At 70.2% G+C, this 15,342-nt stretch carries 12 protein-coding genes; 6 read left to right on the top strand and 6 right to left on the bottom strand.

The window, feature by feature from the left end; genetic code table 11:
- Positions 1 to 6: 6 nt before the first annotated feature.
- Positions 7 to 669, bottom strand: coding sequence for a hypothetical protein (locus AB0395_RS28650; RefSeq protein WP_366286172.1), 663 nt, complete (start codon positions 667 to 669; stop codon positions 7 to 9).
- A 441-nt stretch (positions 670 to 1,110) separates the two neighbouring features.
- Here AB0395_RS28650 and AB0395_RS28655 point away from each other — a divergent pair, with 441 nt between their 5' ends.
- Entirely contained in the window at positions 1,111 to 1,431 is a 321-nt protein-coding gene (locus AB0395_RS28655) for a GYD domain-containing protein (RefSeq protein WP_366286174.1), read from the top strand.
- 240 nt (positions 1,432 to 1,671) lie between these two features.
- Here AB0395_RS28655 and AB0395_RS28660 read toward each other — a convergent pair whose 3' ends face one another.
- From AB0395_RS28660 to AB0395_RS28680, 5 genes are read right to left on the bottom strand one after another with little or no spacing between them, the layout of a single operon-like run.
- The gene (locus AB0395_RS28660; RefSeq protein ID WP_366286177.1) at positions 1,672 to 4,293 is read right to left on the bottom strand and encodes a family 78 glycoside hydrolase catalytic domain; all 2,622 of its coding nucleotides are present in this window, start codon (positions 4,291 to 4,293) and stop codon (positions 1,672 to 1,674) included.
- Positions 4,290 to 5,279: a serine hydrolase domain-containing protein gene (locus tag AB0395_RS28665; RefSeq protein WP_366286180.1), complete on the bottom strand. Its 990-nt coding sequence runs from the start codon at positions 5,277 to 5,279 to the stop codon at positions 4,290 to 4,292. The genes AB0395_RS28660 and AB0395_RS28665 overlap by 4 nt, the downstream gene beginning before the upstream one ends.
- Complete coding sequence (locus AB0395_RS28670) at positions 5,276 to 6,094, bottom strand: carbohydrate ABC transporter permease (RefSeq protein WP_366286182.1); 819 nt, start codon at positions 6,092 to 6,094, stop codon at positions 5,276 to 5,278. The genes AB0395_RS28665 and AB0395_RS28670 overlap by 4 nt, the downstream gene beginning before the upstream one ends.
- Positions 6,091 to 6,945, bottom strand: a complete 855-nt coding sequence (locus tag AB0395_RS28675) for a sugar ABC transporter permease (protein WP_366286184.1) — start codon at positions 6,943 to 6,945, stop codon at positions 6,091 to 6,093. The genes AB0395_RS28670 and AB0395_RS28675 overlap by 4 nt, the downstream gene beginning before the upstream one ends.
- On the bottom strand, positions 6,939 to 8,231 hold the full coding sequence (locus AB0395_RS28680) for an ABC transporter substrate-binding protein (protein ID WP_366286186.1): 1,293 nt from the start codon (positions 8,229 to 8,231) through the stop codon (positions 6,939 to 6,941). The genes AB0395_RS28675 and AB0395_RS28680 overlap by 7 nt, the downstream gene beginning before the upstream one ends.
- A gap of 167 nt (positions 8,232 to 8,398) precedes the next feature.
- Between AB0395_RS28680 and AB0395_RS28685 the strand changes: the two genes are divergently transcribed.
- From AB0395_RS28685 to rhaI, 5 genes are all read left to right on the top strand, one after another.
- Positions 8,399 to 9,409: a LacI family DNA-binding transcriptional regulator gene (locus AB0395_RS28685; protein ID WP_366286189.1), complete on the top strand. Its 1,011-nt coding sequence runs from the start codon at positions 8,399 to 8,401 to the stop codon at positions 9,407 to 9,409.
- A 69-nt stretch (positions 9,410 to 9,478) separates the two neighbouring features.
- Positions 9,479 to 11,059: a hypothetical protein gene (locus AB0395_RS28690; RefSeq protein WP_366286192.1), complete on the top strand. Its 1,581-nt coding sequence runs from the start codon at positions 9,479 to 9,481 to the stop codon at positions 11,057 to 11,059.
- A gap of 165 nt (positions 11,060 to 11,224) precedes the next feature.
- A complete protein-coding gene (locus AB0395_RS28695) occupies positions 11,225 to 12,082 on the top strand; it encodes an alpha/beta hydrolase (protein ID WP_366286255.1) in 858 nt (285 codons plus the stop codon).
- A 130-nt stretch (positions 12,083 to 12,212) separates the two neighbouring features.
- Entirely contained in the window at positions 12,213 to 13,805 is a 1,593-nt protein-coding gene (locus AB0395_RS28700) for an AMP-binding protein (protein ID WP_366286195.1), read from the top strand.
- A gap of 204 nt (positions 13,806 to 14,009) precedes the next feature.
- Positions 14,010 to 15,176 carry an L-rhamnose isomerase gene (gene rhaI, locus AB0395_RS28705; RefSeq protein WP_366286198.1) on the top strand — a complete coding sequence of 389 codons (1,167 nt, stop codon included), beginning with the start codon at positions 14,010 to 14,012 and terminating at the stop codon, positions 15,174 to 15,176.
- The last annotated feature ends 166 nt before the right edge of the window (positions 15,177 to 15,342 follow it).

Consider the following 15,342-nt stretch of genomic DNA (forward strand, 5'->3'; position numbering starts at 1 on the left):
ATGCCGTCAGTCGCTTCCCGGACGAGGGTGGATGGCCGGTGGCCATAAAAACTCGTCCAGCGCCGCGAGCGGCGGCGGCATCTTCTCCGGCTCTCCAAGACCGTCGAGATCGGCCGGGTCCGGCGACGCTGATCCCGGGTATTGGTACCGGTCGCGCGTGCCGGATCGGGAGGCCAGCTCCCACCCCAGCCACAGAGGGCTGTAGTCGCCGGCGAGCAGACTGGCGTGCAACGGCACCAGGTCGTCAAGCCAGGCCTCCGGCACCTCGTCGGAGTAGGTGAGCTCGCCGTCCTCTTCCCACAGCGACAGGCGGACGATCACATCGTCGCCGTAGCCGTTCTTGACCTCGACGCCCTGAAACGAATCCTTGATCACAAATCTCCGCATCGCGTCGATGCGGGCGGCGGCTCCGGGCAGCCGGAACATCAGATGGCGCGGACCCGACCCATCGAAGTAGAGGAAAACATCGAAATACTGCTTGAGTAGGGTTTCGGCGTCGAACAAGGGGTCGGTTTCCTGGGTGAAATCGCCGATGAGCGAGGTGGGGGTGAGCTCTATCCGCCGGCTGAACCGCCGCATGTCGGCGAGTTGTTCCTCGGTGAGTTCCCGGCCGTCGACGGTGCGCAGCTCGTAGTAGTGGCGGACCTCGATTTCGCGGCGGCGTGCCATAGTCCTGACTCCTCGGCTCAGGGGTGCCCGGTGCGCCTGCCACGCTGCCACAAAGATCATCTGAGCGCCCGGGCATCTCGGACATCCCTATAAAGGATCATTGGGGTTGTCGATCTTGATGCGTGCGCCGGCCATACAGGATGGTCATCTGCGTGTCCTCGCCGACGGATGAACCAGCAGCCGAAGTGATCCCCCGCAAGGATGCGCCCGGGCCACACCCGCGGTTGTGGACGGTGGCGGCGGACAGCGACCAAGAATCCGGCCGCGTAGATGGCGGCGGCAATCACATCAGCGGTCATGGTTGTCTCCGTTCTGGTCGAGGAGGAGAGGGAAATCAGTGCGACGGGTGGGATTACCGTCACCCGAAGCTGAGAACAGCCCGCCTCGTAACCGCAATGGCCGCCTCACACCGGGGCGGCGGTACGGGAAAGGGGCCCGATCATGCCCAAATACCTCATTCAGGCGAGCTACACCGTGGACGGCCTCAAAGGGGTGCTCCGAGACGGAGGAAACGCCCGGCGGCAGGCGGTGGAGCGCATGGTGGAAAGCGCGAGCGGCCGGGTCGAGCAGATGTATTTCGCGTTCGGTGAGCCCGATGTCTACCTCATCGTTGATCTGCCGAGCAACGTGGCTTCGGCCGCTGTGGGTCTCACCGTTTCGGCGGCCGGTGGGGTGCGAACGCGGACGGTGGTGCTGCTGACTCCGGAGGAGATCGACGAGGCCTCGAGGCAGGAGGTGGAGTACCGGGCTCCCGGCGCGTGACAGCTGTGTGGGGGCGTTGGTTGCCTCCGCTCGGCGTCGAGCACGATCCGCGCTCGCAACGCCAAGCCCTGCGCGGTACTTCGCCGCGACGCCCACCCCTGACCACACGTTCATCCTCGGTCAGCACCAACGGAGGCGGCCTGCCGTCACCCATCCCGCCGACACACACCTGCCACACCCGAGGTCACCACTCGGTGACGAAAAGCACCACGAGTGGTGACCGCAAGCCTCACAACCGGCTCACCGGCCCAGGTCGTCCCACTCCTGGAGTAGGTGGGCCGTGGCCGCCGCAGGGGCCGTGAACGACCAGCGACCCGGCGGCAGGTTCAGGGAACAACCCCCGTCGGCCAGCCTGGTGGTCGGCAGCTGCTCGCTGAGGCCCATGAGGAAGGTGCCGTTGACGGCCATCCCGTCCCACGCGCCGCGCACGGGCAGCACCGCGCGGGCGGTCACGCCCTCCGGGACGGCGAATGTGAACTGGACCCCGTCGGGCCCGGCCCGCCAGCCCGACTCGACGGTCCCCGACGCGCTCTCGTAGCGGGCGTGCGCCTGGCGCAGCAGCGGGACGGGGCCGGGACGCAGCAGCAGCTCGCCGAAGCCGCCACCCGTCCCGCGCGGGTCGTCGCCCAGGCCCGCCACGTGCCGGAACAGCCAGTCGCCCACGCAGCCGTAGGCGTAGTGGTTGAAGGAGTTCATGGTCGGCGTCTGCAGGCCGTGCCGGTGGTGCCAGGCGTCCCAGCGCTCCCACATGGTCGTCGCCCCGGCGCGGAGCTGGTAGCGCCAGGACGGATAGCCCTCTTGGTTGAAGATCCGGCACGCCAGGTCGTGGTGGCCGGTCTCCGACAGCACGGGCAGCAGCAGGGGGGTGCCGACGAAGCCCGTCATGAGCCGGTGCCCGTCGGCGCGGACCAGCTCAGCCAGCGCCTGCGCCGACGCGGCCCGGTCCTCGGGCGGGACCAGGTCCCAGGCGAGGGCGACGGCGTAGCCGGTCTGCGTCTCGGTGTGCAGCCTCGGCCCGCTGAGGAAGGCCCGCTGGAAGGCGCCCGACACGCGGGTGAACGCCTCGCCGTACTCCGGCGCGTGCGGCTCGCCGAGCACGTCGGCCACGTGCGCGACCAGGCGGAGGCTGCGGGCGAGGGCGGCGGTGGCGATGAGGCTCTTGGGCGTCTCGACCGTGCCGGGGGCCAGCCAGTCGCCCAGGGCCCTGCCCGGTCTGATGCCGCCCTCGGCCTGGGCCAGGCAGTAGCCGGCCCACCGCCGCATCGGGTCGTACGCGCGGCGCAGCGTGCGGTCGTCGCCGTAGCGCCGCCACAGCAGCCACGGCACCTCGACCAGCGCGTCGGACCACACGGGGGAGTCGTATCCGTACTCGGGCAGGACCGGCGCGACATGCGGGACCGCGCCGTCGGCCCGCTGCCCGTCGATCAGCGTCGTCACCCAGCCGGACAGGAACGCCTGCGTGTGCCGCAGGAAGCTGAGCGTCGAGCCGAACACCGAGATGTCGGCCGTCCAGCCGGTCCGCTCGTCGCGCTGCGGGCAGTCGGTCGGCACGCTCACCAGGTTGCCGTCCGCCGACGCGCCGATGTTGGCGACGAGTTGCCGTACGGCGGGATCGCTCACGGTCAGCGAGCCGGTGACGGCGAGTGCGGAGGACAGCAGCACCGCCTCCAGGTCGTCCGGCGTCAGCGCGCCCGGCCAGCCGGTGACCTCCGCGTAGCGGAACCCGTGCAGGGTGAACGCGGGCTCCACGACGTGCGAGCCGGGGCCGAGGACGAACTCGTCCCGCTGGTCCGCGGTGCGCAGGTTGTCGGTGTAGAGCCGCCCGGTCGCGGTCAGCTCCTCCCCGTGCCGCACCACGATCCGTACGGGGCCCGGCGCGTCGACGCGCAGTCGTACGCGCCCGACGACGTTCCGCCCGAAGTCGGCCACCTGGACGCCCGGCGCGGGTTCGGTCACGGACAGGGCGGGCACCGTGCCGATCACCCGCACCGGGGGAGCGGGGTCGGCCTCCACCGGGATCTCCGGGGCGGCCGTCGTCTCGGCAGGTCCGGCCTGCGGGGAAGGGGGCTGGACGGTCTCGCCCATCACCAGGTCGGCGCGCGGGCGGCCGAGATCCCGCCGGGTCCAGGCCGCGTCCGTGGCGAACACGCGGCGGACCCCGTCGTCGTCCCGCACGAGCACCTGGGCGCTGGCGGCGGGCCGGTCGCCGTAGCGGCGCGGGCCTCCGCCGGCGACGTGACCCGCGTACCAGCCGGGAGCGAGCCACAGCTCCAGCTCGTTCTCGCCGGGTACGAGCAGCTCCGTGAGCTCCAGCAGCCGATAGCGCGTCCGGTGGCCGTAGTCGGTCCAGCCGGGGGCCAGTTCCTCCTCGCCCAGCCGTACCCCGTTGAGCAGCGCCCGGTAGACGCCCAGCGCGGTGGCGGCCAGCCAGGCGCGCCCGGGAGCGGGACGCCACGTGAACGACCCGTGCAGGCTCACCGCCGCCCGGGGGTCGCCCGCCAGCCAGGGGGCGTCCCACCCACCGCGCGCCCGCAGACCCGTGGTGAACGCGCCGGTCGCGTATCCTTCCACACTCCACGTGTACGGCGTCAGCGGCGCCAGCCGCTCACCCGGCACGTCCACGCCGTGTGATCCGGCGGGCACGGACGACCGCCACACCTCGCTCCCGTCCGAGGACACCACCACGGTGGCCTCCCTGAGCAGCCGGGCGTCCCATGACAGCCGGGGCGACGGCTCGTCCACGCCCACCGGATCCGCCAGACCGCACGTCAGGCCCGCCCGTGAACCGGGCGGGGCCGAACGGATGAACGGCGCCTGCGCGCCTGAGACCTGCACTCCGAGCACCCCCGAATCCCGGTTCACGCATCGAGCCCGGTGGTGAAGGCGTTGTGCAGACCGTCGACGTCGACGCCGGACAGGCTCGGCGCCATCACGTTGATCAGCAGCACGAAGCACGCGTCCTGCTCCGGGTACATCCACCACTGGCACCCCGAGGCGCCGCCGTGCCCGTACAGCCGCCGCTCGAGCAGCCCGGGAGCCGAGTGGCGCAGGTTCCAGGTGAGGCCCCAGTCCTGCCCGGCGTTGACCGGGTCGGGCTGCAGCTTGACCAGGCCCGTCGTCTGCGGGGTCGTCATGGCGGCCAGGGTGGTCGGGTGGATCAGCTCGCGGTCGCCGCGCAGCAGCGCCCCGCCCAGCGCCAGGAGGTCCTCGGCGCGGGAGAACAGCGCCCCCGCCGGGTGGCGGAGCCGTACGAACCTGTCGAAGTCGAAGCCGGGCCCGAGCAGCTCGACGCCGTGGACCTCGGCCGCGTCGCACGCCGGGTCGAACGTGATCCGCCCGCCGCCCGGCACCAGCGTGTTCAGGTCGGAGTCGATCACGTCGGCCACGTCGCGGCCCGTGACGTCGCGGACCATCTCCGCGATCCCGGCGAAGGCCAGGTTGGAGTAATGGCTGAGCGTGCCCGCCTCGAACATCGACGGCGCGGTGACGAGGTGCTCCAGCAGGTCGTCGGGCGTGAGCGTCTGCTCGGCGATGCCGCCGGTGTGGGTGAGCAGGTGCCAGAGCGTCACGTCGGGCCGCGCGAAGTTCGGCAGCACGTCCCGCAGCGGGCGGCGCAGCGACAGCAGCCCGCGCTCGACCTGGCGCAGGGCGACCAGCCCCATCAGCGGCTTGGTCACCGAGAACAGCGCGAAGTGGTCCCCGGTCCTGGTCTCCCGGCCGTCGTGCTCGCCGAACGCCTCCAGCACCTGGATCCCGTCGGAGGTGGCGGCGCCGAACACCGCGCACGGCAGCCGCCCCTCCTTGATCTCGCGCCTGACCCAGTCGAGCGCGATGTCGTGAGTGGTCATCCTTTCAGTGCACCTTCCGTGAGACCGGCCAGGACGCGCTTCTGCGCGACGACGTACACCGCCACGAGGGGCAGCGTGGTGAGCAGGACGTGGGCGAAGACGAGGTTCCAGTTCAGGCTCTGCAGGGTGCCGGAGGCGAACTGGAACAGGCTCAGCGGCAGCGTGGCGTTCGCGCTGCCCTGGAGCAGGAAGAGGGCGAAGAAGAAGTCGTTCCAGACGTTGATGATCAGGATCACGCCGCCGACGAACAGCACCGGCCGTAGCAGGGGCAGCAGGATGCGGACGAAGACCTGCGGGCGGGAGGCGCCGTCGATGGCGGCGGCGTCCTCCAGGTCGCGGGGGAACGCCCGGACGAATCCGGTCGCCAGGAAGATCACGACGCCCAGGCGGCAGCCGGTCATGGTCAGCACGTAGCCGAGCGAGCCGCCGTCCAGCGACAGGGCGCGCAGCAGGTAGACGGTCGGGATGATCGACGGCGGCAGCAGGATCGACAGCCCCATCACGAAGTAGGCCGCCTGCAGCCACCGCGACCGGCTGCGCCCGAACGCCCACGCCGCCGCCGCGCCGAGGAGCACCACGGCCACCACGATCGGCACGGTCACCCTGAGGCTGTTGACCAGCCCCGTCAGGTAGCCGCCCCGGTCGAGCACGATGCCGTAGTTCTCGGCGATCGCCCACGTCCTGGGCAGGCCGAGGCCCAGCTCGGCGGCCTCGCCCGCGGGTTTGAACGAGTTGACGACCACGAGCCAGACGGGCACGAGCACCCAGGGGATCGCGAAGAGCGTCAGCGCCGTGTACTTGAGGACCGCTCTCATCCCGTCACCTCCCTGCGCCGCAGCCACCACACGAGGGGCACGGCGGTGGCGATCACCAGCAGCGTCACGGTGAACCCCAGTGCGCTGGCGGAGCCGAAGAAGCCCTGCCCCCACTGCTGGCGCATCACCACGTTCAGGGCCCGAGTGTGGTCGCCGGGCCCGCCGCCGGTGGTGGCGGCGATCACGTCGTACGCGCTGAGCGCGCCCACCAGCGTGACCGCCACGTTGAAGGTCAGCGCCGGGGCGAGCATCGGGAACACCACCCGCCGGAACCGGGTCCACGGCCCGGCCCCGTCGACGGTCGCCGACTCCAGCAGCGACTTCGGAATGGAGTTGAGGCCCGCGATGTAGACGAGGGTGATCAGCCCGCTCCACTTCCACGCGTCGATGAACGCGACCACCACCAGCGCGGTGGACGGTTCGCCCAGCCACGCCCACTCGATGCCGAGGAAGGAGTTGACCGCCCCGTCGGGGGCGAGCAGCCCGCGCCAGATGTATCCGGCGGCCAGCGGCGAGATGAGCGTCGGCAGGAAGAAGGCCGAGCGGAAGACGGTGTTGATCCCGCTGGTCCGCTGGAGGGCCAGGGCCAGCGAGAGGCTGACCGTGTTCTGGATCGCCATGCACAGGATCGCGTACAGCACGGTCACGGTGACCGCGTTGGCCAGCAGGTCCTGGTCGATCAGCGTGCGGACGTTCTCCAGCCCGTTCCAGGTGATCTCGGCCCGGAAACTCGTCCAGGAGGAGAACGCGAACCGGACGTTGAGCAGGAACGGGGCGACGAAGAAGACCGTGACCAGCACGATCGCGGGCAGTGCCCACGGCAGCCAGGCCGCCCTGTTCCGCATCACCATCCGGGCAGCCCTGCCGCCTTGGCCGCCTGCTCGACCTGGCCCTGTAGCTGCGTCGCCGCCTTCTGCGGATCCTTCTGCCCGGCGATCAGCTCGGACATGAGCTGGGCCAGCCCGCCCATGCCGGGGATGTCGGAGTTGAAGGCGATGACCGCGCCGGTGTCGTACGCCTTCTTGACGTCCTGCAGCACGGACGAGACGCCCTGCGGGTCGGGCACGTCCTTGAACACGGGGAAGGTCTTGGACGCGGTGATGTACTCGGCGTAGGCCGGGCCGGTCATGAAGCGCACGAAGTCGAGCGACGCCTTCTCCCGCGCCGCGTCACCGGTCTTGGGCAGGTAGAACGTGCCGATCGGGCCGGGCGCGTAGGTCACGAGCGGCTTGTCGCTCGACAGGCCGACGAAGCCGACGGACTCGTCGACGGTCTTCTGGTCGCCGCCCGCGGCCGCGAGGAGGGCCGGGAGCATGTCGGAGTGCTGGGCGACCATGGCGGCCTTGCCGGTCACGAGGGCCTTCATGGAGTCCTCGAACTTGGCGGTGACGATGTCCTTGTTGAAGCAGCCGTCGGCCTGCAGCTTGGCGTAGGCGGTCAGGCCGGAGACGAAGGGCGAGCCCGCGTCGGCCAGCGTGCTGCTGTGGCCCGCGATGGCCTTGCCGTACGCGTTGGACTGGTTGGCGCCTGCCAGGTAGAGGATGGGCAGGATCTGCACCGGCCAGATCGACCCGCCCGACTCGAAGACCGGCGTGACCCCGGCGGCCTTGAGCTTGGGGCAGGCGGCGGCGAGCTCGGCGAAGTTCGTGGGCGGGGTCAGCCCGGCCGCGGTGAAGACCTTCTTGTTGTAGTAGAGGCCGAAGACCTGGGGGAAGCCGGTGATGGCGGCGTAGACCTTGCCGTTGACGGCCCCGGCGCTCTGGTAGAGGTCGCCGGACCTGGCGATGTACGCCTCGCCTGTCAGGTCGCGCAGGTTCTCGGCCGGATTGAGGGCGAGCAGGCCGCTCACCGTCGCGTGGTACTCCAGGATGTCCGGGCGGTCGCCGGTGGCCCACTTGGTCTGGGTGGTGTCCTCGAAGCCGTCGGACGGGATCGACACGAGCTCGATCCTGTGGCCGGACTGCTTCTCGAACTTCTTGTACATCTCCAGCAGCGGCGCCGGGTCCGCGCTGTTGTGCCAGAGGGTCAGTTTCACCTGACCGGTGGTCCTCTCCGGGGCGGACGACCCGCAGGCGGAGAGGGACAGGGCGAGGACGGCGCCGATCGCCGCGCCGAGCGTACGGGATGGTGCTCTCACGCCCGTGCTCCTGTTCATCTTAGGGGGTATTGTGTAGAACGTTCTCCATTGTTAGGACACGAGAGAATCGCCCGTCAAGAGGTAGACCTGAGGATCAGTGACGGGCTAGCCTCCCTTTTCAGAAAAGCGTGTAGTTCGTTCTACGAAAACTCTATGAAGGATGACGTGTGACGAGCGGACGGGTGACGATCGCCGATGTGGCCAGGCGAGCCGGGGTTTCCACGGCCGCCGTGTCCAAGGTGGTGCGCGGGGCCTACGGCGTGAGCGCGGAGATGCAGGCCAAGGTGACGCAGGCCATCGACGAGCTGGGCTACCGCCCGCACGCCGCGGCCCGCGCCCTGCGCGGACGCACCTACACCCTCGGCGTCATGCTCTCGGACACCCGCAACCCGTTCTTCCCCGACATCATCGAGGGAGTCACCGGCCGGCTGGGCGACACCGAGTACCAGGTGCTGCTCGGACCTGGCGGCATCGAGCCCAAGACGCAGGCCAGGATGACCGACGCCATGATCGACCGGAGCATGGACGGGCTCATCCTCATCTCGCCGGTCATGACGGACGCCGAACTCGCCGCCATCGCGACGGCCGTCCCGGTCGTCGTGGTGGGCAGGCACGGTGGCGCCGCGGCCTACGACGCGGTCGTCGACGACGACGTGATGGGGGCGAGGCTCGTGGTCGACCACCTGGTCGGGCTCGGGCACACCCGGATCGCGCACATCACCCACCTGGAGCGGGCCCGCGCCCAGGGACTGCCGCACACGGTGCGCGCCGAAGGCTACCGCCAGGCGATGCGCGCCCACGGACTCGCCGACGACGTGCTGGCCACCTCCTTCACCGAGGAGGGCGGCTTCGAGGGCGCGCGGGAACTGCTCGCGCGCGACGACCGGCCCACCGCGATCTTCGCCGGGGCCGACATCGCGGCGCTCGGCGTGCTGCGCGCCGCCGACGAGGCGGGCCTGTCGGTGCCGGAGGACCTCTCCGTCGCCGGATACGACAACATCGGCATCGCCTCGCTCAAGCGCATCTCGCTCACCAGCGTCGACCAGGACGGGCACGTGATCGGGGCGACCGCCGCGCGACTGCTCGTCGAACGCATCGAGGGACGCTCACGATCGGTGACGTCGTCGGTGTCGCCCACGCTGATCGTCCGCGGAACCACAGGACCGCCTCGCCACTGAGAACCGGCCGCACCTCGGGGGACTGACGCGGGCCACGCATTAGAACGATTCAATGGAAGGACCCCCCACGTGAGACGACTCGCCCTCCTCGCCCTTCTCCTCCCGCTGGTCGCGCCCGCGCAACCGGCCTCCGCCCAGGCGACCGCTCTGGCCTGCCCGGTCAGGGTCGACCCCGCCGCGTTCGCCTCCGAGGCCCGCCTGAGCACCCTGGCCGAGCAGCAGGAGGCGTTCGGCCCCAGGCCGACCGGCTCCACCGCGCACGCCGACTACGTCGACTGGCTGGAGGACGAGATGGCGGCCATCCCCGGCCTCCAGTTCTCCTCCCTGCCCTACGCCATCGACCGCTGGGACAGCCTCGGCACCGGCCTGACCGTCGGCGGTACGGCCGTGCAGGTCGCGGCCCCCGTGCCGTTCTCCTCCTCCACCGGCGCGGGCGGCGTCTCGGCGCCGCTCGTCCACCTGGCCGCAGGGACGAACATCACCGCGGCCAACGCCGCCGGGAAGATCGTCGTCAGGGACCTGCCGTGGACCAACGTGCCCAACCTGCTGTTCTATCCGCCAACCCTCGGCTACTCCATGTACGACCCGGCCCTCACGATCAACCTGCTCGGCTCGGATTCGATGGAGGCCCCGGCCGCGGCCGACGCCGACCTCAAGGCGGCCGCCGCCGCGGGCGCGGTGGGCGTGATCGAGGTCAGCCAGCTCCCGCATGCCCAGATCCAGGGCATGTACGCGCCCTACGAGGGCCTGCCGTACGGCGTGCCAGGCGCGTACGTCGGCGCCGACCAGGGCAAGCAGATCAAGGACGCGCTGGCCGCCGGGCAGCCGGTCCAGGCCTCGCTGACCGTGAACGCCGCCTGGACGCCGACGACGACCCGCACCCTGCTCGCGACGCTTCCCGGCGGAAGCGCCCAGAAGATCGTCGTGGAGAGCCACACCGACGGCATGAGCCCGGTGTGGGACAACGGCCCGCTGACCATGATCGAGATGGCCCGCTACCTGTCGTCGCTGCCGGTGGAGTGCCGTCCGCGCACCGTGCAGTTCGCGTTCGTGACCGGCCACCTCTACCAGCACCTGACCGGCCCCGACGTTCGCGAGGGCGGCGCGGGTCAGCTCGCCGCCCAGCTCGACGCCGAGTACGACCAGGGCAAGGTCTCCTCCGTCGTCGTGCTCGAGCACCTCGGCGCCAAGCGCTACGACGCGGTCGCCAGGCCGAACGGCCTGCCGGGCAAGCAACTCGTCGCCAGCCCCACCCTCACCGAACTGCTGCTGGTCCCCGTCAGCGAGAGCACACCGCTGCGCGAACTGGTCAAGGGCCACATCCAGTACTGGGACGTGAGGCGCACCGCGATCCTCAAGGGCCTGTCGGCGGCCGACCTCGCCACGGTGCCGCACCACTGCGGCTTCGGTGGCGAGGGCACGCCGTACAACCAGCACCTGCTGCCCGTCATCTCGCCCATCGCCGCGCCCAAGACGCTGTTCTCGCCGCAGTTCGGCACCGAGGCGATCGACCTGCCGGCGATGCGAAAGGCGTCGCTCGCCTTCACCGACGTCGTGCTCGACCTCGGCCCGATGGCCCAGTCGGCCGTCGCGGGCGACGTGACCGCCATGCGCCAGCAGCGCGCCTCCGGCACGCCGGGGTGTGCGTGAGCGTAGACAGGCCGGGGCGTGCGTGAGCACAGACAGCAGGACGCCCGTGCGTCGGCACACCATCGCCGACGCCGGGTGCCCGCTCACCGTCGGCAACGGGGCGTTCGCCTCGCACTTCCCTCTCCTAGAAGACGTTCACGTCTCCGAATAATCTACGAGGTGACCATGGAGAACTTCACCCGTCGGCAGGCGTTGCGGGCAGGGGCGCTCGGCCTCATGTCGGCCGGATTCCTGTCGTGGACCACCGAGGCCAACGCCGCCTCCACCATCGAGACGATCTACAAGGCGGCGGGTCCGTGGCCGGTCGCCACCGGCACCTCGGGCGGCCACCGGCTCTACTACCCTTCGACCCTGGGCTCGGGCGGCGTCACCCATCCGATCGTCACATGGGGCAACGGCTCGTGGGCCACCCCCGACAACTATCCGGGACTGCTCAACCACCTCGCCTCGTGGGGCTTCGCGGTGGTCGCCTCCACCGACACGACCACGGGCACGGGCGCCGAGATCCTCGCCGCCGCCCAGCACCTCATCGGCCTCGACACCGACCCCGCCAGCGTCTTCCACGGCAAGCTGAACACCGCCCAGGTCGCCGCCGTCGGCCACTCCCAGGGCGCAGGCGGATCCATCAACGCGGCCAACGACTCCGCCGGGCTGATCAAGACCGTCGTGCCGATCGCCGTGCCCGCGCAGTGGATGGCCAGCCCAGGAGACGAGTTCTCCGTCGCCGACCTGACCTGCCCGGTGCTCTTCCTCAGCGGCGCGAACGACTGGCTGATCTCCTCGGCCGCGACCGTGCAGGGCTACTACGACCAGGCCACCGCCGGAGCGGGCAGGGCGCTGCTCAAGGGCGCGGGGCACAACGACATCCAGAACACCGGCGGGGCCTTCCTCGGCTACGTGACCGCCTGGCTGAGGTACCGCCTCCAGGCCGACACCCAGGCCCGCGGGGCGTTCGCCGGCAGCACCGCCGAGCTCCCCACCAACACCGCCTGGCAGAACCAGGCCCTCAAGAACCTCACCTAGGAGAACCACCATGGCGGATCCGGCGCGGCGTGGGCTGCACGCCGCCCGGGTGCGCTTCGCCCGCACCGGCGATCCCGGCCACTCGGGCACACCATGATCTTCAATGAACCCACCGACCGGAGGTCGTGACATGCAGTCCTACTCGAGCGCAGTGGCGCCGACCCCGCTACTGGGCGAGACCATCGGTGACAACTTCGAGCGGACCGTACGGCGCTTCGGCGACCGCGAGGCACTCGTCGACGTGCCCTCCGGTCGTCGCTGGACCTACGCCGGGCTCGACGCCGACGTGAACCGGCTGGCCCTCGCGCTCCTCGCCTCCGGCATCGCCAAGGGCGACCGGATCGGCATCTGGGCGCCTAACTGCCCCGAATGGGTGATCGTCCAGTACGCCACCGCGAAGGTCGGCGCGATCCTGGTCAACGTCAACCCCGCCTACCGCGGCCACGAGCTCGACTACGTCGTCAGGCAGTCGGGCCTGCGTCTGCTCATCAGCGCGCTCTCGCACAAGGGCAGCGACTACCGCGCGATGGTCGAGGAGATCGGGTTCGCCGACGTCGTCTACCTCGGTGACCCCGGCTGGGACCGGCTGCTGGCGCTGAGCGCCCCCGAGGAGCGGCTGCGCGAGCGCATGGCGTCGCTGAGCGCCGACGACGCGATCAACATCCAGTACACCTCCGGCACGACCGGCTTCCCCAAGGGCGCCACGCTCTCGCACCACAACATCCTCAACAACGGGTTCTTCGTCGGCGAGCTCCTCCACTACGACGAGCACGACAGGGTGTGCCTGCCGGTGCCCTTCTACCACTGCTTCGGCATGGTGATGGGCAACCTCGGCGCCACCTCCCACGGCGCGTGCGTGGTCATCCCCGCGCCCGGCTTCGACCCTGAGGCGACGCTGCGGGCCGTACAGCAGGAACGATGCACCTCCCTGTACGGCGTGCCGACCATGTTCATCGCCGAGCTCACCCTCGCAGGGCGGTACGACCTGTCCAGCCTGCGCACCGGCATCATGGCGGGCTCGCCCTGCCCTGTCGAGGTGATGAAGCGCGTCGTCACCGAGATGAACATGGCCGAGGTCGCCATCTGCTATGGCATGACCGAAACCTCGCCCGTCTCCACCATGACCAGGTCCGACGACAGCTTGGAGCGCCGCACCGAGACCGTCGGACAGGTGATGCCGCACGTCGAAGTCAAGATCACGCACCCGGAGACCGGGCTGACCGTGCCGCGTGGCGAGCCCGGCGAACTGTGCACGCGCGGCTACTCGGTGATGCTCGGCTACTGGAACGAGCCGGAGCGCACGGCCGAGGCCGTCGACGCCGCCCGCTGGATGCACACCGGCGACCTGGCCACCATGGACGCCGACGGTTACGTCAACGTGGTCGGCCGGATCAAGGACATGGTCATCAGGGGCGGCGAGAACGTCTACCCGCGCGAGATCGAGGAGTTCCTCTACCGTCACCCCGACATCGCCGACGTGCAGGTGATCGGCGTGCCCGACGAGAAGTACGGCGAGGAGCTCATGGCCTGGATCGTCATCCGCCAGGGCGGCACACCCCTGACCGCCGAGGCCGTCAGGGAGTTCTGCGCCGGCAAGCTCGCCCACTACAAGATCCCGCGCTACGTCCACGTCGTCGACGGGTTCCCGATGACGGTCACCGGCAAGATCCGCAAGGTCGAGATGCGCGAGGAGGGCGTGCGCCTGCTCGGGCTTGACCAGTGAGCTGGTTGTGAGGATTGCGGTCACCACTCGTGGTGCTTTTCGTCACCGAGCGGTGACCTCGGGTGTGGCAGGTGTGTGCCGGCGGGATGGATGACAGCAGGCTGCCTCCGTTGGTGCTGACCGAGATCTTCCACCTCGAAGCCCAGTTCGCCGCGCTCGACGACGAACCCGACCGCGGCGTCCGACCGACAGAAAGAAGCGATCGTGACCACGCTCTCCCCCGACATCCTGGCCGAGCTCGAGCTGCAGGCCATCGAGTTGCCGAGCTGGGCGTTCGGCAACTCGGGCACCCGCTTCAGGGTCTTCTCGACGCCGGGCACGCCGCGCGACCCGTACGAGAAGATCGCGGATGCCGCGCAGGTGCACGCCTACACGGCCCTCGCACCGACCGTGGCCCTGCACATCCCGTGGGACAGGGTCGACTCCTACGACGACCTGCGCGAGCACGCCGAGGACCTCGGCGTCGTCCTCGGCACGATCAACTCGAACACTTTCCAGGACGACGACTACAGGTTCGGCGCCCTCACCCACGAGGATCCGAGGGTTCGGCGGAAGGCGATCGACCACCACTTCGAGTGCATCGACGTCATGCACGCCACCGGCAGCCGCGACCTGAAGATCTGGCTCGCCGAGGGCTCGAACTACCCGGGCCAGGCCGACCTGCGCGGCCGTCAAGATCGCCTGCACGAGTCGCTGAAGACGATCTACGACCGGCTCGGCGACGGGCAGCGCCTCGTGCTCGAGTACAAGTTCTTCGAGCCGGCGTTCTACCACACCGACGTGCCGGACTGGGGCACGAGCTACGTCCAGGTCGCCGCGCTCGGCGACAGGGCCATGGTCTGCCTCGACACCGGCCACCACGCGCCCGGCACCAACATCGAGTTCATCGTCATGCAGCTGCTGCGCCTCGGCAAGCTCGGCTCCTTCGACTTCAACTCGCGCTTCTACGCCGACGACGACCTCATCGTCGGCGCGGCCGACCCGTTCCAGCTGTTCCGGATCCTCTTCGAGGTCATCCGCGGCGGCGGCCTCAACCATCCCGACGTCGCGTTCATGCTCGACCAGTGCCACAACGTCGAGGACAAGATCCCCGGCCAGATCCGCTCGGTGCTCAACGTGCAGGAGATGACCGCGCGCGCCCTGCTCGTCGACCGTCAGGCCCTCGCCGCCGCCCAGCGCGGCGGCGACGTGCTCGAGGCGAACCGCGTCTTCATGGACGCGTTCCACACCGACGTGCGCCCGGCCCTCGCGGAGTGGCGCGAGTCGCGGGGCCTGCCCGCCGATCCGATGACGGCCTTCGCCGAGTCGGGCTACCTCGCCCGGACCGCCGAGCAGCGCGTCGGCGGCACGCAGGCCGGCTGGGGCGCGTGAGCCCATCGACTCGCCGGGAATCGACCGCTCCCGCACGGAGAGCGTCGATCTCCGGTGACTCGTGCTCCGGTGACTCGTGGGAGATCAAGGGACTCTCAGACCCCCGGTACCACGACGGTCTCGAAGCGGCCTGTCCAGCCGACGGGGGAACAGACCACCATCCGCC

Origin of the sequence: Streptosporangium sp. NPDC051023, assembly GCF_040689595.1 — a bacterium.
Classification (GTDB): domain Bacteria; phylum Actinomycetota; class Actinomycetes; order Streptosporangiales; family Streptosporangiaceae; genus Streptosporangium.

What these genes read in the sequence shown, in the direction of transcription:
- AB0395_RS28650 (WP_366286172.1), bottom strand. Translation starts at nt 669, where the DNA reads ATGGCACGCCGCCGCGAAATCGAGGTCCGCCACTACTACGAGCTGCGC.
- AB0395_RS28655 (WP_366286174.1), top strand. Translation starts at nt 1,111, where the DNA reads ATGCCCAAATACCTCATTCAGGCGAGCTACACCGTGGACGGCCTCAAA.
- AB0395_RS28665 (WP_366286180.1), bottom strand. Translation starts at nt 5,279, where the DNA reads ATGACCACTCACGACATCGCGCTCGACTGGGTCAGGCGCGAGATCAAG.
- AB0395_RS28670 (WP_366286182.1), bottom strand. Translation starts at nt 6,094, where the DNA reads ATGAGAGCGGTCCTCAAGTACACGGCGCTGACGCTCTTCGCGATCCCC.
- AB0395_RS28675 (WP_366286184.1), bottom strand. Translation starts at nt 6,945, where the DNA reads ATGGTGATGCGGAACAGGGCGGCCTGGCTGCCGTGGGCACTGCCCGCG.
- AB0395_RS28695 (WP_366286255.1), top strand. Translation starts at nt 11,225, where the DNA reads ATGGAGAACTTCACCCGTCGGCAGGCGTTGCGGGCAGGGGCGCTCGGC.
- AB0395_RS28700 (WP_366286195.1), top strand. Translation starts at nt 12,213, where the DNA reads ATGCAGTCCTACTCGAGCGCAGTGGCGCCGACCCCGCTACTGGGCGAG.